Here is a 19,452-nt window from a genome sequence, read left to right on the forward strand (position 1 = left end):
AAAAATATTTTTAAACTTTAATATCTATAATTTTTGGAGTGATATTTTGAGAAAGAAATTGATTAAATTCTCCCACATCATCATTAAAGTTCATACCAAAAAGAATTTCTAATTCTTCTCTTGTGCTAAATTTATTTTTTAAAAGTTTTTTATAAGTTCATTTTTTGTATTATCATCTTTGTAGGTTTCTTTATTTTTACTTTCACCTTGTATAGGTTTGAAAGATTTTTCTTTGTCTTTTTCTAAAGTTTCCTGAGGTTCATTAATCTTTTTACTAAAATCAACAAAGTATGTATTTTGAAGCTCAAGGTATTTTTCTTTAAACTCATCTATGCTTTTGCTTGTGTGAAAAATTTTAACATAAGCTTCATCATAATCTATTCCATTTACGCTCAGCCAACGAGGTGATTTGGTATTTTCATTCATCCATTTAAATAAATCTTCAACTTCTTTTCTTTGTAAAAACTACTCAATTCTTTAGCTTTAACTTGATAATTTTTATTGTTTATAAAATATTTAATATTTTAATAAATTTTAATTTTTATTTAATGAAAAGTTTTTATAATTATAAAAATTTATAATTTATTAACTAAAGGAGAAAAAATGCGTAATTGGAGTCTTGGTGCTAAAATAGTTGCAATAGCTATTATAACGGTTGTTTTAATCTTAAGTATTTTATCTTTTTTGATTATAAACAGATCCACAGCTATTTTAAATACACAAATAGAAAATACACTCACAGCTTCTGTGCATCGTTATGGAAATCAAGCTGAAGCGAGTATTAGGTCTTTATTCGTCAGTACTATTGGTACACAAAGAACTTTAAACAATCTTATTTCAGAAGGTGCTATAAACCCAAAAAGGATAGAAAATATCCTCGGAGAAGCCATTGATGCAAATGGAGATATAGCTTATGGTTATTATTATTTAAAAGACGGAACTGCATATAAAAATTTGGGTGTTGATGTAAAATATTTTTCAAATAATAATGAATTTATGGTGTTAATGAGAGATGTAGATATTAACAATGCTGGCGGTATGCAAACTTTAGCAGCAAGTGAAGAGATTGCTAAAACTAATGCTATAAAAAATTTGATGGGGGGGGGTAAGTTATATTTTGGAGAACCAAGATGGTATAACATACATGGAAATAAATTTCTAGGTGTTCATGTAGCCGCACCTATTGCAGATAAAAAAGGAAAGGCTATAGGTGTTGTTGGTATGCTTTTTGATCTTAAACCTACGGCTGATTTTTTAAATGATTCTTCAAGATCTATTTATCAAGGAGCAAGAAGGATTTTAATAGCAAGTAATGGTGTTATAGCTACGCATCCAAATGCTGAATTTGTTACAAAAAAGATTACAGAGGTTAATAAAAATACAGCTCATATAATAGAAGCACAAAAAACTATCCATGCAGGAGCTATTGATTATAAAGCAGATGATGGTAGTGAATATCATGGTGCTATAAGAGTATTTGAAATATGGCCAAATACAGGAATTTATTGGGCTATGTTGGCTATTGTCCCAAATGAATCTGTATATGCTTCTATTGTGGATTTAAGAAATATTATTTTGATTAATTCTATTATAGCGATAATTGTTATAGTAGTTGTGATTGGTACTTCGGTAAAAAGAATAGTTTCTATAAGAGTGCAAAGACTTCAAGATCATTTAATGAAATTTTTTAGATACTTAAATCATGAGCTTCCAACCGTTGAGGTTTTAATTCCTAGATATAATGATGAACTTGGAAAAATGGCATTAATGATTAATGATAATGTTCAATATATACATACTTGTTTAGAAAAAGATGACATAACTGTGCAAAATATCTTAGAAGTATCTTGTGATATAGAAAAAGGACATTTTACTCAAAGAATAAAAGCAAATCCTGTTAATCCAAAACTTGTGGAATTAAAAGAAGTATTAAATAAAATGCTTGATGATATGCAAATGAAAATTGGTAAAGATTTAAATGAAATAGAAAGAGTTTTTAAAAGTTTTAAAAATCTTGATTTTTCAGATAAGCTTGAGTATGCTGATGGTGAGATAGAAAAATCGCTTAATGCAGTCGGAGAAGAAATAAGAAAAATGCTTCAAGCTTCATTAAAACAAGGGGAAATGCTTCAAACTAAAGCTGATGCTTTAAAAGAGAGTGTTTTAAAGCTTAATGATGGCGCACAAAAACAAGCTGATTCTTTACAAGAAAGCGCAGCTGCTGTTGAAGAAATGAGTGCTTCTATGAACGCAGTAGCAGCAAGAACTGAAGAGGTTATTAAACAAAGTAGCGATATTAAAGATGTAACTGATGTTATTAGAGATATTGCTGATCAAATTAACCTACTTGCATTAAATGCAGCTATTGAAGCAGCTCGTGCAGGAGAACATGGTCGTGGCTTTGCTGTTGTTGCTGATGAAGTTAGAAACTTAGCAGAAAGAACTCAAAAGTCTTTAGGTGAGATTGAAGCTAATACTAATATCTTAGTTCAATCTATTAATGAAATGGGTGAGAGTATTAAAGAACAAGCTTTAGGAATTTCACAAATTAATCAATCTGTTTCAGTAATAGATGGTTTAACTAAAGAAAACTCACAAATTGCACATGCAACTAATTCTGTAGCAAATGAAGTTGATTCTATGTCGGCTGATATTGTAGCAGAAGTTAGAAGAAAGAAATTCTAAAAAAACTACCCTTTTTAAGGGTAGTTTAATTTATAAAATACTCTTGAATTTTATTTTTATCTTCAAAAGCCATACTTTGGAAAATTTTATCTTTAAAACCTATTTTGTATTTTGTATTATTTTGAGTTTTAGCATAAGTTAGTGCTATGCTTAGAGCAAGTTCAAGATCTTGTGGATTGATATTTTCATCTACCAAAGAATAAGCACCGATTAAATCAAAGAGTTTTAATTCTTCATATTTTTGAGTTTTTAATTCTTTTAAAAATTGATTTTCTAGCTCATTTCTACCTACTATCATTTTAGAGCCATTTGGAAGTCTTAAGTGGCGTCCATATTTTAAAAGTTGTGCATCATTAACTTGCATATTTTTATCAAATTTAATAAAATCTTTGATTTTATTTGAAAAACTCTCAAGTGTGAGTAAACATCCACCACCCGGACTTTCAAAATCTTCAAAACCAAATTTGGCAGCTAGTTCAAGTTGTCTTTTTCTACTTCTTCCGCTGATGTTTTCTAACTTTTCTCTATCAACCCAACCTTCACGCTCAGGTTTGGTTAAAGGTAAATTTTTAGCACACATTGGACGCAAGATTAAATCTTCTTCATCAAGTGCTAGTTTTTTAACCTTAGCCATAGCATCATTTCTTTGACTCATAGGGCGTTGACCAACTACTTCTCCTGTGATGATAAAACTTGCGTTTTCATCTTTTAACATAGAAAGAGCGGTTTTAAACATAAAAGCATGACAATCTATACAAGGGTTAAAATGTTTTCCATAACCATATTGAGGATTAAATAAAACTTCTTGCAAATATGCATTTCTTACATCTATCATTTCAAAACTAGCCCCTGCCATAGCAGCGCGTTTTGCCATGAGTTCGCTTTTATCGCTTGTGCTACCAAAGCCTATATTGATATTTAAAGCTTTTACCTCTATGCCTTGAGAGCTTATAAGTTTTATAGCAAGCATAGAATCAAGACCACCACTAAAAAGTGCTAATGCTTTCATTTTTTCCTTTCGAAATTTTTGGCATATTGTAGTGAATATTTTTTAATTTTTATGTAAGTTTTTATTTAAAAAACTTCTTCTTCAAAGTTATAATGAATTGCTTTTTTATCTTTTATATTTTTTTGTAATCTACTTAAAAATAATTCTAAACTTCCCTCATCATCTAAAAATTGGACATTTTTTAAAACTTCCATTAAATGATTAAAAAAATTTTCATCATTTTGATAGTTTTTTTTGATTTTTTCTAAATTTTGATTGAGCAAATTATAAATTTGCTTTTTAAAGGCTTGTTTTAAATTTAAGTTTTTTAATTTGTTAAAATGAGCAAAATTAATTTTGCAAATAGCATATAAAAATTCTTCTAAATTGTTTAAAATTTTAATATTTTCGATCTCATAAAGTTCTCTTATGCTAGGATCATTAAAGTCTTTTTGTTCTAAAATAGCCTTAGCAATATCTTGATGTAAGAAATATTCTTTTGCACTTAAAAGTTTAAAAAGTCCTATGGCTTTTTGATTTTCATATAAAAATTTCAAAAGCTCCAACTCGCTTATGTTGTTGATTTTATTTTGTTTTGTAGGAGTAAAAAAATTTATATTTTGTCTAGTATTTTTAGAAAGTTTTATATCATTAACATTTACACCCAAAAGATTTGCTACTAAGGTAGTGTAGGAATTTGCTATTAAAGGTTCAAGGTTAAAAGTGTATTTTTGTACCTCTTCTAAAGCCTTTTGCTTACTAAGTGCTGAGCTTAAATCAAAATTTGTGATCAAATTTCTTATATAAAATTCTCCAAGTTCTATACCTTTTTCTAAAATATTAAAAAGCAATTTTTCTTGATGAGCGGCCACTAGTTCAGCCGGATCTTTCCCGCCTTCTATTAAAACTACTTTTCCATCAATTTTTGCTAAACTTAGTAAATGTGCTGAACGCACGGCAGCATTAAGTCCTGCATTATCATTATCAAAGCACAAAATCACTCTCGCCTCTAATCTTTTTATCAAAGGTATGTGATTTTCACCTAAAGCTGTTCCTAAAACTGCTACAGCATTTTTAAATCCTGCCTTATGAAAGGCTATGGCGTCCATATAGCCTTCACAAATTATCATTTCTTTTTGTTTGTAAATGGTATCTTTTGCTAAATTGAGTGCATAAAAAACGCGTGATTTATCAAAAAGTTTGCTTTGAGGTGAATTAACATATTTTGCCATATTTGCTTCATCTAAAGTTCTACCACCAAAGCCTATGAGTAAATTTTTATGATCATAAATACTAAAAGTAATGCGGTTGATAAAACTTGCATAAGCACCATTTTCATTTTGTTTTATTGCGCCAACCTCTAAGGCTTCTTCTTGAGTGATTTGCTCATTTTGTAAAAGTCTTAGTGTTTCATTAGAACTTGGTGCAAAGCCTAGCTCAAAGGTTCTAATATCCTCATCATTTAAACCTCTTTTATAAAGATAAGTTAAAGCTTCTTTGTTTTTAGCTAAGTTTTGCTTATAAAAAGCATTAAGAGTAGGTAAGATGTGAGTGATAGATTTTTTATTATCCTGTTTTTGTGAGGTGTAAGTAAGTGAAAAATTACTCCACGAAGCAACCTTTTCTACCGCTTCAACAAAGTTTAATTTCTCATAATCCATTACAAATTTAAAAACATTGCCCCCAGCTTTACATGCAAAACAATGATAAAATCCTTTAATAGAATTAATATGCATGCTAGGATTTTTATCATCATGGAAAGGACAAACGCATACATAGCCTGAACCTTGTTTTTTTACTTCAACATAATGAGCTATAATATCAACAATATCTGTTTTTTGTAAAAGTTGTTCTATACTTGCTTGTTCTATCATATTTAAACCTTAAAGAAAATTATATAAGCATTTAGCTATAATTGTTATAAATTTGAAAGTTAAGTTGCAAGATTATGGATTTTTTCTTTGTAGAATACCGCGATCCTTTGTTCGGTCTTATTGTTTTGACGGCTTTGATTTTTATCGTTGCTAGCTCACATTATATATGGCGGTTTTTTGCAAGCAAAGATCAAAAAAGCAAGCTTGATCGTTTTGTAAAAAAATTTGAAATCAATTCTACTCATCAGCAGATTTTAAAAAATGCCAATTTAAGTATAGAAAATTTAAATTTCCTAGCTCAAATTTTTACCAAAAGTGGTGAATTTGAAAAAGCTGTGGGAATTTATCTCATAGCTTTACAAAAGACAAATGAGGCTAACCAAAAAGAATTTATCTTTTTTTCATTAGCACAAGTTTATCTAAAAGCAGGATTTTTAGAGCGTAGTGTAGAAGCTTTGTTAAATGCTTTAAAAATCAAAGCACGCAATAAAGAAAGCTTAAAACTTTTAAAAATTGTGTATTTAAAACTTAAAGATTATGATAAGGTTTTAGATGTTTTAGAATGTTTGTTTGAGCTTGGAGAAAATATATATGCAGAAAAAGCTTTGATAAAGGCTTTAAAAATTCAATCAAGTTCTAAAGAGCAAGAGCAAAAGATTAAAGAAATTTTAATTTTTAGCAAAGATAATGAGTATGTTTTAAGATTTTGTTTTTTACACTATAAAGATAAACTTACTCAAATGCCTAAATTTGAAAATGTTATTGATTTGCTTAATGAGTGCAAAAGCCCACTTAATCTTGAAGATGAAAAATACCATGAGTTTTTTTATGCAAAAAATTTAAGTACAAAATCTATTCCTATTAAAAATCATAAACTAAAAATTTTAAAAATTTTAAATGATAATAAGCTAAGTGCTAATCTTAGCTTTACTTATGTGTGTAATAATTGCAAAAATCAAAGTCCTTTGTTTTTTTATCATTGTCCATTTTGTTATGAATTTGGAAAATGTGAGATTTATTATGAGGTAAAAGCTTGAAAAATATTGAAATTTATACAGACGGTTCGTGTTTAAATAACCCTGGTTTTGGAGGGTGGGCTTATGTTTTAACTTATAAAAATCATCAAAAAGAACAAAGTGGGGCATGTGAGAATACAACAAATAATCGTATGGAGTTAATGGCCATTATACAAGCTTTGAAAGCTTTAAAAGAGCCATGCGAGGTAAAATTATACACAGATTCAAATTTAATGGTGCAAAGTATTAATGAATGGCTTGAAGGTTGGATAAAAAAAGATTTTAAAGGTAAAAAAAATATTGATCTTTGGAAAGAGTATTTAAATGTTGCTAAAGATCATAAAATAACTGCTTTTTGGATCAAAGCACACAATGGCCATGAATTAAATGAGCGTTGTGATGAGCTAGCAAGAAATGCAGCCTTAAAGCTCCAAGAAGAAAGGTCAATAAATGCTTAAAAAACTCCAAGAAAGATTAAGTTATCATTTTAAAAATGAGCAATTGCTCATCGAAGCTTTGACACATAAAAGCTATAAAAAGCCTTATAATAACGAAAGATTAGAATTTTTGGGTGATGCTGTAATGGATTTAGTAGTAGGGGAGTTTTTGTTTTTTAAATTCCAAAAAGACTCAGAAGGAAACCTTTCTAAGCTTAGGGCAGCTTTGGTAAATGAAAAATCTTTTGCAACCTTAGCACAAAAACTTGATCTTGGAGCATGTATTTTTATGTCTATTGCAGAAGAAAATAATGATGGACGCAATAAACCTTCTATACTTTCTGATGCCTTTGAAGCTTTAATGGGAGCTTTGTATTTGGAAATAGGTTTTGAAAAAACTAAAAACATAGCATTAAATTTACTCAATGAAGTTTATCCACATATTGATACACAAAGTTTATTTAAAGACTATAAAACAAGACTTCAAGAAATTACACAAGCAAATATGGCAGGCACACCTGAGTATGTAGTGATGAAAGCTTTTGGACCTGATCATAAAAAGCAATTTGAAATTGCAGTAAAAATTCAAGGTATAGAAGTAGCAAGATCTATAGCAGGTAGTAAAAAAGAAGCCCAACAACAATGTGCCAAAATAGCACTTGAAAAATTAGGAAAACTATGAATAGCTTTGGAAAAAGATTTAAATTTACAAGCTTTGGCGAATCTCATGGTCAAGCTATAGGTTGTGTGATAGATGGTATGCCAGCAGGGGTGAAGTTTGACTTTGATTTTTTGCAAGAAATGCTAGATAAAAGAAAACCAGGTCAAAATAAATTTAGCACTCCTAGAAAAGAAGAAGATAAAGCTCAAGTTTTAAGCGGGGTTTTTGAGGGTTATACAACAGGAACTCCTATAAGTGTATTGGTGTATAATGAAAATACACGCTCAAAAGATTATGAAAAAGATGTGTTTCGTCCTGCACATGCTGATTTTACTTATTATCACAAATACGGCATTAGAGATTATAGAGGTGGTGGAAGAGCTAGCGCTAGAGAAAGTGTAGCAAGAGTGGCAGCAGGGGCGTTAGCTTGTATGCTTTTAAAAGAGTTTGATATAGAAATAATGAGTGGAGTTTTTGGGGTAGGAAGTATTGATAGCAAACTTAGTAATGATGAGTTCGATTTTAATTATGCTAAAAATAGTGAAATTTATGCTTTAGATAAAAATTTAGAGCAAAACTTTAAAGATGAAATTTTAAAGGCTAAAAATGCTAAAAATAGCGTAGGTGCAAGAGTTTTTACTAGAGTGAAAAACCCTATCATAGGCTTAGGTGAGCCTTTGTATGATAAGCTTGATTCTAAACTTGCTCATGCGATTATGGGTGTAAATGCAGTTAAGGCTGTAGAAATAGGAAGTGGCATTCAAAGCAGTTATATGTATGGAAGCGAAAATAATGATGAGTTAAAAGATGGAGTATTTTTAAGTAATCATAGCGGAGGTATATTGGGTGGAATTTCTAATGGAAATTTTATCGATATAAAAACATATTTTAAACCAACCCCTTCTATATTTTTACCCCAGCAAACACAAAATATTCAAGGAAAAAATATCATATATGAGTTAAAAGGTAGACATGATCCTTGTGTGGGTATAAGAGGTAGTGTTGTAGTAAATGCTATGGTAGCCATATGCATGGCCGATGCTTTACTTTTAAATGCAAGTTCAAATTTGCAAAATTTACAATGTATTTATGGAAAAAATAAATAAAAATTTAATACTTATTTTGATATGATGATAAAATATCTTTAAAAAGGGAGCAATATGAAAAAAAATATCGTATTTTTTGAAGTTAGAGGTGGTAGCGATAAAGGTGAAGATGGCCATAGAAAAGACACTATGCCTATGGTAAATGCTTTAAAAGAGCAAGGTTGGAACGCTGAGGTTATCTTTTTTGAAGTTGAAAAAAAAGACGAAATTTATGAATATGTAAAAAACAATGCTGATGCTTATGTTTCTAGAATTAACCCAGGAAATTTAAAAGAAGAAAATGAATACTTTGATATGTTAAGAAAACTTTGTGCAAATGGTGTTATAGGTATGCCTCATCCCGATGCGATGATAGGATATGGCGCTAAAGATGCACTTACTAAGCTTAATAAAACAGCTTTAGTGCCTGAAGATACTTATGCGTATTATGATATTAAAACTTTTAAAGAAAGTTTTGTAAAAACCTTAGCAAAAGGCGAGAGGGTTTTGAAGCAAAATCGTGGTTCAACAGGTGAGGGAATTTGGCGTGTGAGATTAATAGATGAACTGCCAGCTGGGACTACAAGTGTACCATTAAATGCAAAAATCAAATGCACAGAAGCAAAAGACAATCATACAGAAGAAAGAGAGCTTGGTGAATTTATGGATTTTTGTGAGCAATACATTGTGGGTGATAATGGTATGCTTGTAGATATGACTTTTTTACCGCGTATTAAAGAAGGTGAAATTAGAATTTTAATGCTTTATCATACTCCAATTTATGTAGTGCATAAAAAGCCTGCAGAAGGTGCTGATGCATTCTCTGCTACACTCTTTTCAGGTGCAAAATATAGATATGATGAGCCAAAAGATTGGCAAGAATTGGTAGATTGGTTTTTAGCAACCTTACCTGAAATTCGTTCAAAGCTTGGAAATTACGATATTCCTTTAATTTGGACTGCCGATTTTATCTTAGATACAGATGAAAATGGTAAAGATAAATATGTTTTAGGTGAGATTAACTGCTCTTGCGTAGGATTTACTTCTCCTGCTGAATTTGTTGAGCCTATTGCTAAAAAAGTAGCTCAAAATATCATTAATATCGTGAGTAAAAATTAACCCTTGTTTAACAAGGGTTTTAACTCATTATGCTTTTAACTATACTTTATATTATCGGAATTACTGTTGATGCAATGACGGGGGCTATTGCTGCAGGACGGCACAAAATGGATCTTTTTGGAGTGATATTTATAGCTTTGGTAACAGCTATTGGTGGAGGTTCTATCAGAGATATTTTACTTGATCATCATCCATTAACTTGGATTAAAACTCCTGAATATGTCATTTTGATTTGTGTTGCGGCTATGATTACAACAAAAATTGCTAAATATGTTATAAGACTTGAAAAACTTTTTTTAATTTTAGATGCTATAGGTTTGGTTGTTTTTAGTGTTTTAGGTGCACAAATTGCAATAGAAATGGGGTATGGTTTTATAGTGGCTGTGAGTTCAGCTGTGATTACTGGTGTATTTGGTGGGATATTAAGAGATATATTATGTGCTAGGATACCACTTGTATTTCAAAAAGAAATTTATGCAGGTGTGGCCATATTAACAGGAGCTTTGTATTATATATTGCATATTTTAGGCATAGATGAATTATGGGTAATTCTTGCTTCATTGATTGTAGGAACTATAGCAAGACTTTTAGCGATATATTATGGTTTAAGTTTGCCTATATTTTCTTTTAAAGATGGAGAAAATAAAGAAAGCTAATTTTATTTTTTAGATTTTAAAATGCAAGTTTTGTTATTTATAATGTTTTTATAAAATCCCTGCGAGCTCTGCTAGTAAGCAATATTTATTTATATTTTATTTTAGAATATTTATTTGATATATTAAATTTATATTAAGCTTAAATATTGAAACTATTGTTTATGCTATTTTTATTTAGGAGTTAAAAGAGTGGTGACCCATACGAGACTCGAACTCGTGTTACCGCCGTGAAAGGGCGATGTCCTAACCGCTAGACGAATGGGCCAAAACATTAAATAAGAAATGAAATTATATCTTATTTAATTTAAAAAAAGCTTAATTATTTAATAAAACGCAGGTAAAAATAGCCAAATACACCAGAAGCTAATGAGGCTAGTAAGATTGCAAAGTTATCTACAAAATTAAATATATCACTCACTTCATAAGCAAGAGCATCTATAAAAAAGCTCATGGTAAAACCTATACCTGTGAGTATGCAAACTCCATAGAGTTGTTTAAAATTTGCATCTTTTGGTAGTTTTGCAAGTTTGAATTTAATCGCCATATAGGCAAAGCCAAATACACCTAGTTGTTTTCCAACAAAAAGTCCCAAAAATATACCCATGCTTACACCACTAAAAAGCATATGAAATTCTATTTTAGAAAGATCAACTCCTGCGTTTGCAAAAGCAAAAAGTGGCAATATTATAAAAGCTATCCAAAATTTTAACCCATGCTCAATTTCTTCTAATAAAGCATGATTGTTTTTTGTATATACAGGAATGAATAAAGCAGTAATAATACCTGCTAAAGTCGCATGTACTCCGCTTTTTAATACACTAAGCCAAAGCAGAGCACCAAGTATATAATAAAATGATTTTCTTTCATTACCTAAGCGATTAAGTAAAAACAAGCCAACAATGCAGCAAAAGGCAACAAAAAAAGCCAAAGTTGAAAGCTCACCTGTATAAAAAATAGCAATGATTAAAATAGCTCCTACATCATCAAAAATCGCCAAAGAAACTAAAAATATTTTTAAAGAGCTTGGTATGCGTTGTTTTAGCATTGCAAGTATAACTAGAGCAAATGCAGTGTCAGTTGCTGTTGGTATAGCCCAACCTTTTAAAACATAAGTATCATTAAAATTAATAGCACAAAATATCAAAGCAGGTACTACTATACCACCTATAGCAGCTATTAAGGGTAGAGTAATATTGCTAAGAGTTTTAAATTCTCCTTGAACAAATTCTTTTTTTAATTCAAGTCCTATTGCAAAGAAAAAAATTGCAATCAGCCCATCATTAATCCATAACAAAGAAGGTTTAAAAAGCTCCCAAGCTCCTATTTTTATACCCATTTCTACACTTAAAAAGTCCATATAATGTTGCCCGTAAGGACTATTTTTAAGTAGTAGGGCAAAGATTGTTGCTATTAAAAGCAACAATCCTCCTAAAATTTCAAGAGATAAAAAGCTTTGGAGGTTTTTAAATTTCATTTTTTGAAACTATAAATGAGTTTTAAATAAACATAGCCAATCACAGCACTTAACAAAGAGGCTATTAAAATAGCAAGCTTGTCCGAATATGCAAAAATATCACTATTTTGATAAGCTAAGCCATCTATAAAAAAGCTCATGGTAAAACCTATACCTGTGAGTATGCAAACCCCATAGAGCTGTTTGAAATTAACATTTTGCGGAAGTTTTGCTAAGCCTAGTTTTATACTAATATATGAAAATAAAAAGACACCTATTTGTTTTCCTAAAAATAAACCTAAAATAATACCTAAGCTAACCGAAGAAAACATAAAGCTTGGATCCATATCTTTTAAATCAACACCTGCATTTGCAAAGGCAAAAATAGGTAAAATAAAATAACTTACCCAAGGTGCTAAATCATGTTCGATTTCTTTTAAAAAAGATTTTCCATTTTTTGTTTCAAGTGGTATAAACAAAGCAGTAATCACACCCGCTAAAGTTGCATGCACTCCACTTTTTAGCATGCTTATCCAAAATACTATAGCTATAATGATATAAAAGGATTTTTTAGTAACATGAAAATGATTTAATAAATAAAGTGCTAATATACATACCAAAGCAGCAATCATAGCAAATACTGAAAGCTCGCTTGTGTAAAATAAAGCAATCACAATAATCGCACCCAAATCATCAAAAATAGCCAAGGAAAGCAAGAATAATTTTAATGAAGTAGGTACTTTTTTACCTAAAAGCATTAAAATTCCTACTGCAAAAGCCACATCAGTTGCTGTTGGTATAGCCCAACCTTGCAAAGCAAAAGCATCTTTATAATTAAAAAATGCAAAAATCAATGCAGGTACTATCATACCACCAAGTGCAGCAAATACAGGTAAAGACATAGCTTTTATACTATTTAGCTGTCCTCTTGTTACTTCATACTTTAATTCAAGCCCTATGGCAAAGAAAAAAATCGCAATAAGTCCATCATTAATCCATAAAAGCAAAGGTTTGAAAATTTCTAAACTTCCTGCTTGAAACCCAAAAGGAATATTTAAAAAGTTGGTGTATTGATCTGTTAAAGAGCTGTTTTGTAAAATTAATGCAAGTAAAGTGAAAAATATTAGCAAAACACCCGGAAAAGTTTCGCTTTTAACAAAGGTTTGAAGTCTTTGCATATAAATAGCCTTTTTAAATTTTTAATTAATGCGTTATTTTAACATAAAAAGGCTTGAAATTTAAAAGTTTAAGCAGAAAAACTGCTTAAACAGGTATAACGCGTATGTTTGGACTAAGTTCTTCTTGTAAGATATTTTCTATGGCATATAAAGTTGCGCCACTTCCGCTTGAGCAACCACTGCAAGCTCCAAGATAGCGTATATATACATCTATATTTTTACTTTCACTTTTTTGTATATCAATTACTTCCAAATCCCCACCATCTCCGTGTAGCATCGGACGCACATCGCTATCTAAAACAGCCTCTACTGCTTTTAATTGTTTAACCATGGTCATATCATCAAAAGCAATATCTGCTTTACTTTGATCTTTTAATCTCTCTCTTTCCATTTCAGCTCTAGTTTCAGCTAAAATATCTACAAGGTAATAATCTTTTTTCTCATGTCCTCCAGGTTTAACACAAGATTTACAAAAAGCTCCTGCTTTTGTAAATTGTGTGATTTCTTCTACTGTATGTAAATCATTTAGTTTAATTACCTCTTTGATAGTTCCAAGGCTTACCCTAGCACATTCACAAACTATAATTTGATCTTCAAAGTCTTCAGGATTGACTCCTTTATAATGTGCTGCTGCTTGTTTGATAACATCATAAGCCATAACCGAACAATGCATTTTTTGAGGTGGAACCGCAGGAGTTTGCGGATTATCTCTCATAGCAAATTCAACATCTAAATTTGTAATTTTAACAGCTTCATCCACGGTTTTACCTATGCAAAGATCAACCATAGTATCACTACTTGCTATTGCTGTTCCACAGCCAAAGCTTTTAAATTTAGCATCAATGATTTTATCTGTTTTTTCATCCACTAGCCAATAAAGTCTAACTGCATCACCACAGCTTTCAGCTCCAAAATCTGCAATAATAAGTTTTGCATTTGCTTTTTGTGCATCTTCTTGTGTAAATTCGCCCATATGTTGAGGGTTATTCATTCTATCTTGTACTTTTTGAGAATACTCATCCCAAATTGATCCGCCAATTAAATTATTCTTTGCCATTTTTTATCCTTTAAATATTTTCAGGCTTATATGCATAAGTACTTGAGATTGCTCTAAGTCTTTGCGTTGCTTTTTTTATTTGCTCTGCTGCATAATCAATTTCATCTTCTGTGTTAAATCTTGATAAAGAAAGTCTTAGAGCAGTATGAGCTAAATCATTTTCAGCACCAATTGCTTCCATGATAGGGTTGCTCTCAAGTGCTTCACTAGCGCAGGCTGATCCAGTGCTTGCTGCTATGCCATTTTTATTTAAATCCCAAAGCATAGCTTCACCTTCTACGCCTTTAATGCTTGCTAAAATTGTATTTGGAACTCTTCTTGATCTATCTCCAACTACGCTTGTATCAGGCATTGCTAAAATTAAATCTTCTAGTTTGTCTCTTAATTTTCTAATGTGTGAATTTTCAAAGTCAAGCATAGTATTTGCAATTCTTAAAGCTTCTGCCATTGCTATAATATATGGCACATTTAAAGTTCCACTTCTTCTGCCACCCATATGCTCACCACCATGTAAAAGTGGAGTTAGTTCTATATCTTTTTTAATATAAAGCCCACCAACTCCTTTTGGACCATGGAATTTATGTGCAGAAAATGAAGCAAAATCAACTCCAGCTTTTGCAAAATTAACTTTGATTTTTCCAACAGCTTGGGTTGCATCAGTATGGAATAACGCTCCGTATTCATGAGTAATTTGAGCCATTTCTTCTATAGGAAAAATCATACCAGTTTCATTATTTGCCCACATAATGCTCACTAGGGCAGTTTTATCTGAAATGACTTCTTTTAAATCTTTTACACTAGAAACACCCTCATGATCAACACCAAGTTCTATAACTTTTACCCCTAAAGATTTTAAAAACATAGCACTAGCAGCTACTGCGGGATGTTCCACGCTAGAGATAATTACTTCATTTCTATCGCTATTTAAAATTTTATCAAAATACACACCTTTTAACACCCAATTGATACTTTCTGTAGCACAGGAAGTGATAATAATATCATCTAAATCACTTGCTCCTACACCTATATAAAGTTTATCCATAGCTTCTTTTAAGGCAGGATGGGTTGCACTACCCCATTGATGAAGGCTATTTGGGTTTCCAAAATGCTCTTTTAAAAAAGGCTTCATAAGCTCGTAAGCTTCTGGTGCAAGTTGTGTTGTTGCGTTGTTATCTAAATATACTTTCAAATTATACTCCTTTAATTAGGATAATTTTTATCTTTTTTGTTAATATACACTAAAATATTAAATTTAATATTAAATCAAGTAAGTTTTTAACTTATGTAATAATTTACATTATTATTTTAGCACAAGTTAAGCCATAGCATTTAAATAAGAATGTAAAATTTTGTTAATACTAGCTTGTTTTTTTCTATTTTCTAAAAATTGAGTATCTAAAAGTTCTTTTTGAGTATTGATTTTTTCAAGATCAATATTAGGATTATTTTGATTGAATTCTTCTTTTAAAACTTCAATTTCTTTACTAACTTGCTCGCTATAAAGACTATAAATAGAACTTGAATTGGCAAATTCTTTCATGTTAATGCTATGTTGATAGTTAATATATTGTTGAAAGAAAACTGAAAGCTTATCTTCTGAAGTGTTGTTTTTATCTACTCCATTGATATATAAATATAAATCAAAACTCATTTTTTCTTTATTGTTTTCATTAATATAATCTTGCATACTCATTTGACCTCTCATGAGTTTTTGAAAATTTACACTAGAGGACATATCCAACTCAATAGGCGATAGAAAAAAATTAGCTTTATTGTGATTTTGTTCTTTTAAATCATGATAAATATAATTGAGCAGCAATCCACTTTTAGAAACCTCCCCTTGTTTATTTAAATAAGGTTTGATAACAGGATTACTAGCTGTATTTTCTATGCTTGCGTTAAACGCAAAGTCACCTATTTTATTATCAAGCATTAAGGTGTTTAAATTTTTATTTGATTCTTTTGCATTTTGTAAATTTTTAGCATTTTCATAAACTTTTAAAATTTTACCCTCATAAGTATAACTATAACCTTGATTTAACTCTGAAATTTGAGCTTTACTTAAAAAATCATTGTCATTGTTTTGAAACTGTGGATTTATAGTTTTTAATGTGTTGTGATAAGTGTTTAAAAGTCTTGGTAAATCTATTTTGTTATAATTTAAATTCTCATCAAGCTTTATAAGTTGTTTTGAAATTTCTCTTATACTTTTTATATTAATATCATAATCAAGAGGCAAAGCAGCTGCTTTATTAAGATCTTTTTCAAAAGAACCTTGCTCATTGATTCTAAAACCAAATTCACTTGCATAAGTCACTTTATAGTCTAAATTAGAACCATTGATATCAAATAAATCACTTTTAATATTAGTATTTTCTTTTTTTTCTTCTATGTGTCCAGTTTTTGCAAAAGGATAATTTGCAAAATTCTGATACGGATTAACATTAGAATTTACAAACATAACTCTTCTCTTCAAAAATATTGCTTAACTTTTAAAAAGCAAAAGCTATGCCAAAATTTTTGAATTGAAGAGAAAAATTTTAAGCGTAAATGTCAAGTAATCCTGAACTAGCAGTAGGAGTAGTAGTTGGAGCAGGGTTTGCATTTACGCCTTCAAGTACTTGCATTACTGCATTTTCATTAACTTCTATGGTTTTTTTCATCATAGTAGTTGCAATGTTAAGCATTAAGTTTGCTTGATTGTTTGTAACTTCGCCCATAACATACTCCTTTTGTTTGGATCAAAGGTATTATCGGCAAAGTTTGGTAAATATTAAGCTATATTATAAATTTTTGATAAGTAATGATTGTGGGTGTTTTCTTTTGCTTCAAGCATATCGATATAATTTTTAAATTCATCCATATCTTTAAAAAGATTTTTCATTGTAGTGCTAATTTCATTAGAAAAATTTTGAAGATTATTTTGGGCTTTTAAATATCTTTCGATTTGATAAATTCTCGCCACTTCTCTTTCATATTCATCTTGAGTCATTCTTTTTGCACTGAATTCTTCATTTAGAACTTTTTTATTATTAATAATAAAAGATTTTTTTTGATTATTGATTTTAAATTCGATTATAAAATCTTCTTTTGAAGCGATAATTTTTAAATATTTTAATTTTGCTTTATCTTCTAGTAAAACAAAACTTATGCATTCTAAAAACATATGTGTAAAAATTTCTCTTTCAAAAATATTTTGACAAATATCGGTATATTTTAAACCTAAGCTTTGTTGATGATCTAAAAATGCTATATTTGACATGATCTATCCTTTTTTCATGACTTTTTTATCAAAAAAAGCAAAAAATATTCCAACTATTATGTATCAATCATCTTAAGCATATTAATCGTATCTTCAAATTCAAAACTTTCTTCAGGATTTTGACTTAAAAATTGCTGCATAAAATCTTTTTTAGCAATAGCTTGATCGAGTTCTTTATCGGTGCCTTTTTGATAAGCACCAATACGCAATAGCACTTCATTTTCTTTAAGCAAAGAATTTAAACGCTTAAATTTTCTAGCAGCTAGCTTATGTTCATCACTGATAATATCCCCCATAACCCTTGAGGCTGAATTTTGTATATTTATAGGTGGATAAATTCCAAAGTCAGTGAGTTCGCGACTAAGCACTATATGCCCATCTAGGATAGATCTGCTTTGATCAGCTATTGGATCACTCATATCATCCCCATCAACCAACACGGTAAAAAAAGCTGTTATGGTGCCTTTACCTTCTTCCTTTCCTGTTCTTTCCATAAGCTGAGGTAAAAGACTTAAAACGCTTGGCGGATAACCTTTTGTTGTAGGTGGTTCACCTAGGGCAAGACCTATTTCTCTTTGAGCCATAGCAAAACGCGTTACACTATCCATGATAAATAACACATCTTTACCTTGTTCTTTAAAATATTCAGCCACGCTCATAGCGCAAAATGCTCCATATTTTCTCATCAGCGCACTATCATCACTTGTTGCAACGATGATTACGGTATCATCAAGCTTACCACCAAGATTTTTTTGTATAAATTCAGGAATTTCTCTACCGCGCTCTCCTATTAAAGCTATGACTTTAATAGGAGCTTTGGAATTTTTCACTATCATACCCATAAGAGTTGATTTACCAACCCCACTTCCTGCAAAAATCCCAAGCTTTTGTCCTACCCCGCAAGTTAAAAGTGCATCTATTGTTTTAACACCTACTGGAAAAACTTCTTCTATCAAACCTCGCTTCATTGCATCAATAGGTGCTCGCATAATAGGCATAAATTTACTTGCCTCAATAGGTCCTTTACCATCTTTTGGTCGCATAAAAGGATCGACTACTCTTCCTAAAAGTTCATCACTAACTCCTATTTGCATACCTGCATCGTTAATAAAAGCACGATCGCCTATTTTAAAACCTTCCACAAAACCAAAAGGACTCAAATAGCTTAAATTTTCATCTACTTCTACCACCATAGCCATAGCTTCTTTACTCTCATCTTCACTAGAAACTATTTTAATGATATCACCTATGCTAGTTTTTAAGCCATTTATTTCTATACTAGTACTTGAAATTTTAGTAATTTGACCAAAAACACTAGCAAGATTTTGTGAAGCAATTTTGCTACGAAGTTTTTCTAAACCCATTAAAATCTAACCTGTTTTGCTGAGTTAATTAAAGTGAAAAATTCTTTTCTTGTTTTTTCACTTTTTAAAAAGCTACCTCTTAGTGCTGAAGTGCTAGTAGTAGAATTTGCCTTTTGCACCCCACGCATTTCAACACACATGTGTCTTGCTTCAATAACTACTCCAACACCTTTTGCACCTACATGTTCCATTAAAGATTCTGCGATTTGTTCTGTGAGTTGTTCTTGAATTTGCAAGCGTCTTGCAAAAACTTCCACAAGGCGTGGAATTTTACTAAGACCTACGACTTTTTTATCCGGTATATACGCAACATGTACGCGCCCAAAAAAAGGTAAAAGATGATGCTCGCAAAGACTATAAAATTCTATATCTCTTACTAAAACCATTTCGTTGTTTGAGCTTTCAAATAAGGCATCATTTAGTATTTGTTTTGGATCTTGTTTATAACCACTATTTAAAAATTCAAAAGCTTTAAAAACTCTTGTAGGGGTTTTTAAAAGTCCTTCTCTTTGCGGATTTTCCCCGATAATTTCTAACATATTTTTTACTGATTGTTCAAATTTTTCTTGCATTTTTTCTCCATCAAAAATTAAAATTTTAACATATTTTTATTTTTA

At 30.5% G+C, this 19,452-nt stretch carries 17 protein-coding genes, 1 tRNA gene and 3 pseudogenes; 8 read left to right on the forward strand and 13 right to left on the reverse strand.

All coding sequences use genetic code 11. The annotated features are described in order from the left end of the window. Positions 1 to 10 precede the first annotated feature (10 nt). Positions 11 to 231, reverse strand: a pseudogene (locus L8X38_RS08535) (hypothetical protein); the annotation flags it as partial. Positions 232 to 603: 372 nt separating this feature from the next. Between L8X38_RS08535 and L8X38_RS08540 the strand changes: the two are divergent. After that, positions 604 to 1,227: pseudogene (locus L8X38_RS08540) on the forward strand (hypothetical protein); the annotation flags it as partial. A gap of 1,077 nt (positions 1,228 to 2,304) precedes the next feature. Further along, positions 2,305 to 2,685: pseudogene (locus L8X38_RS08545) on the forward strand (methyl-accepting chemotaxis protein); the annotation flags it as partial. A 25-nt stretch (positions 2,686 to 2,710) separates the two neighbouring features. On the opposite strand, the gene L8X38_RS06630 reads toward L8X38_RS08545, so the two are convergent. Together L8X38_RS06630 and dnaG are read right to left on the reverse strand one after the other, a co-directional pair. Then, positions 2,711 to 3,694 carry an MnmA/TRMU family protein gene (locus L8X38_RS06630; RefSeq protein WP_133319009.1) on the reverse strand — a complete coding sequence of 328 codons (984 nt, stop codon included), beginning with the start codon at positions 3,692 to 3,694 and terminating at the stop codon, positions 2,711 to 2,713. Between the two features lie 65 nt (positions 3,695 to 3,759). After that, a complete protein-coding gene (gene dnaG, locus L8X38_RS06635) occupies positions 3,760 to 5,547 on the reverse strand; it encodes a DNA primase (protein ID WP_263661618.1) in 1,788 nt (595 codons plus the stop codon). A 74-nt stretch (positions 5,548 to 5,621) separates the two neighbouring features. Here dnaG and L8X38_RS06640 point away from each other — a divergent pair, with 74 nt between their 5' ends. From L8X38_RS06640 to L8X38_RS06665, 6 genes are read left to right on the forward strand one after another with little or no spacing between them, the layout of a single operon-like run. Continuing rightward, on the forward strand, positions 5,622 to 6,584 hold the full coding sequence (locus tag L8X38_RS06640) for a hypothetical protein (RefSeq protein WP_133319007.1): 963 nt from the start codon (positions 5,622 to 5,624) through the stop codon (positions 6,582 to 6,584). Next, positions 6,581 to 7,021, forward strand: a complete 441-nt coding sequence (rnhA, locus tag L8X38_RS06645; protein ID WP_263661619.1) for a ribonuclease HI — start codon at positions 6,581 to 6,583, stop codon at positions 7,019 to 7,021. The genes L8X38_RS06640 and rnhA overlap by 4 nt, the downstream gene beginning before the upstream one ends. Next, positions 7,014 to 7,682, forward strand: coding sequence for a ribonuclease III (rnc, locus tag L8X38_RS06650; protein ID WP_220566461.1), 669 nt, complete (start codon positions 7,014 to 7,016; stop codon positions 7,680 to 7,682). Before rnhA ends, rnc begins: the two co-directional genes overlap by 8 nt. Further along, positions 7,679 to 8,767: a chorismate synthase gene (gene aroC, locus L8X38_RS06655; RefSeq protein ID WP_263661620.1), complete on the forward strand. Its 1,089-nt coding sequence runs from the start codon at positions 7,679 to 7,681 to the stop codon at positions 8,765 to 8,767. Before rnc ends, aroC begins: the two co-directional genes overlap by 4 nt. Positions 8,768 to 8,821: 54 nt before the next feature. Further along, complete coding sequence (locus L8X38_RS06660) at positions 8,822 to 9,865, forward strand: Cj0069 family protein (protein ID WP_263661621.1); 1,044 nt, start codon at positions 8,822 to 8,824, stop codon at positions 9,863 to 9,865. Positions 9,866 to 9,894: 29 nt separating this feature from the next. Beyond that, positions 9,895 to 10,521 (forward strand): trimeric intracellular cation channel family protein, encoded by a 627-nt coding sequence (locus L8X38_RS06665; protein WP_133319002.1) that lies wholly within the window; start codon positions 9,895 to 9,897, stop codon positions 10,519 to 10,521. 190 nt (positions 10,522 to 10,711) lie between these two features. Here L8X38_RS06665 and L8X38_RS06670 read toward each other — a convergent pair. The 10 genes from L8X38_RS06670 to folE form a co-directional block, all read right to left on the reverse strand. Next, a tRNA-Glu gene (locus L8X38_RS06670) sits at positions 10,712 to 10,786 on the reverse strand. Positions 10,787 to 10,840: 54 nt separating this feature from the next. Continuing rightward, entirely contained in the window at positions 10,841 to 11,995 is a 1,155-nt protein-coding gene (nhaA, locus tag L8X38_RS06675) for a Na+/H+ antiporter NhaA (protein ID WP_133319001.1), read from the reverse strand. Then, positions 11,992 to 13,152: a Na+/H+ antiporter NhaA gene (gene nhaA, locus L8X38_RS06680; protein WP_133319000.1), complete on the reverse strand. Its 1,161-nt coding sequence runs from the start codon at positions 13,150 to 13,152 to the stop codon at positions 11,992 to 11,994. Before nhaA (L8X38_RS06680) ends, nhaA (L8X38_RS06675) begins: the two co-directional genes overlap by 4 nt. A gap of 85 nt (positions 13,153 to 13,237) precedes the next feature. Continuing rightward, a complete protein-coding gene (locus L8X38_RS06685; RefSeq protein WP_220566466.1) occupies positions 13,238 to 14,209 on the reverse strand; it encodes an iron-sulfur cluster assembly scaffold protein in 972 nt (323 codons plus the stop codon). 10 nt (positions 14,210 to 14,219) lie between these two features. Then, the gene (locus tag L8X38_RS06690) at positions 14,220 to 15,398 is read right to left on the reverse strand and encodes a NifS family cysteine desulfurase (protein ID WP_263661622.1); all 1,179 of its coding nucleotides are present in this window, start codon (positions 15,396 to 15,398) and stop codon (positions 14,220 to 14,222) included. A 126-nt stretch (positions 15,399 to 15,524) separates the two neighbouring features. Continuing rightward, complete coding sequence (locus tag L8X38_RS06695; protein WP_263661627.1) at positions 15,525 to 16,670, reverse strand: hypothetical protein; 1,146 nt, start codon at positions 16,668 to 16,670, stop codon at positions 15,525 to 15,527. Positions 16,671 to 16,749: 79 nt separating this feature from the next. Then, a complete protein-coding gene (locus tag L8X38_RS06700; protein ID WP_133318997.1) occupies positions 16,750 to 16,929 on the reverse strand; it encodes a putative motility protein in 180 nt (59 codons plus the stop codon). A 53-nt stretch (positions 16,930 to 16,982) separates the two neighbouring features. Then, positions 16,983 to 17,471, reverse strand: coding sequence for a hypothetical protein (locus tag L8X38_RS06705; protein ID WP_133318996.1), 489 nt, complete (start codon positions 17,469 to 17,471; stop codon positions 16,983 to 16,985). 56 nt (positions 17,472 to 17,527) lie between these two features. Beyond that, the gene (fliI, locus tag L8X38_RS06710; RefSeq protein ID WP_220566469.1) at positions 17,528 to 18,835 is read right to left on the reverse strand and encodes a flagellar protein export ATPase FliI; all 1,308 of its coding nucleotides are present in this window, start codon (positions 18,833 to 18,835) and stop codon (positions 17,528 to 17,530) included. Beyond that, a complete protein-coding gene (gene folE / locus L8X38_RS06715; protein WP_133318995.1) occupies positions 18,835 to 19,407 on the reverse strand; it encodes a GTP cyclohydrolase I FolE in 573 nt (190 codons plus the stop codon). The genes fliI and folE overlap by 1 nt, the downstream gene beginning before the upstream one ends. Positions 19,408 to 19,452: the final 45 nt, after the last annotated feature.

Source organism: Campylobacter sp. CNRCH_2014_2452 (genome assembly GCF_025772865.1).
GTDB classification, from domain to species: Bacteria; Campylobacterota; Campylobacteria; order Campylobacterales; family Campylobacteraceae; genus Campylobacter_D; species Campylobacter_D lari_D.

Bases quoted from the DNA above. Each gene is read 5' to 3' on its own strand.
- L8X38_RS06695 (WP_263661627.1), bottom strand. From the start codon at position 16,670: ATGTTTGTAAATTCTAATGTTAATCCGTATCAGAATTTTGCAAATTAT.
- L8X38_RS06640 (WP_133319007.1), top strand. From the start codon at position 5,622: ATGGATTTTTTCTTTGTAGAATACCGCGATCCTTTGTTCGGTCTTATT.
- L8X38_RS06630 (WP_133319009.1), bottom strand. From the start codon at position 3,694: ATGAAAGCATTAGCACTTTTTAGTGGTGGTCTTGATTCTATGCTTGCT.
- nhaA (WP_133319000.1), bottom strand. From the start codon at position 13,152: ATGCAAAGACTTCAAACCTTTGTTAAAAGCGAAACTTTTCCGGGTGTT.
- L8X38_RS06705 (WP_133318996.1), bottom strand. From the start codon at position 17,471: ATGTCAAATATAGCATTTTTAGATCATCAACAAAGCTTAGGTTTAAAA.
- aroC (WP_263661620.1), top strand. From the start codon at position 7,679: ATGAATAGCTTTGGAAAAAGATTTAAATTTACAAGCTTTGGCGAATCT.
- L8X38_RS06660 (WP_263661621.1), top strand. From the start codon at position 8,822: ATGAAAAAAAATATCGTATTTTTTGAAGTTAGAGGTGGTAGCGATAAA.
- L8X38_RS06685 (WP_220566466.1), bottom strand. From the start codon at position 14,209: ATGGCAAAGAATAATTTAATTGGCGGATCAATTTGGGATGAGTATTCT.
- dnaG (WP_263661618.1), bottom strand. From the start codon at position 5,547: ATGATAGAACAAGCAAGTATAGAACAACTTTTACAAAAAACAGATATT.
- rnc (WP_220566461.1), top strand. From the start codon at position 7,014: ATGCTTAAAAAACTCCAAGAAAGATTAAGTTATCATTTTAAAAATGAG.
- L8X38_RS06700 (WP_133318997.1), bottom strand. From the start codon at position 16,929: ATGGGCGAAGTTACAAACAATCAAGCAAACTTAATGCTTAACATTGCA.
- nhaA (WP_133319001.1), bottom strand. From the start codon at position 11,995: ATGAAATTTAAAAACCTCCAAAGCTTTTTATCTCTTGAAATTTTAGGA.
- fliI (WP_220566469.1), bottom strand. From the start codon at position 18,835: ATGGGTTTAGAAAAACTTCGTAGCAAAATTGCTTCACAAAATCTTGCT.
- L8X38_RS06665 (WP_133319002.1), top strand. From the start codon at position 9,895: ATGCTTTTAACTATACTTTATATTATCGGAATTACTGTTGATGCAATG.
- folE (WP_133318995.1), bottom strand. From the start codon at position 19,407: ATGCAAGAAAAATTTGAACAATCAGTAAAAAATATGTTAGAAATTATC.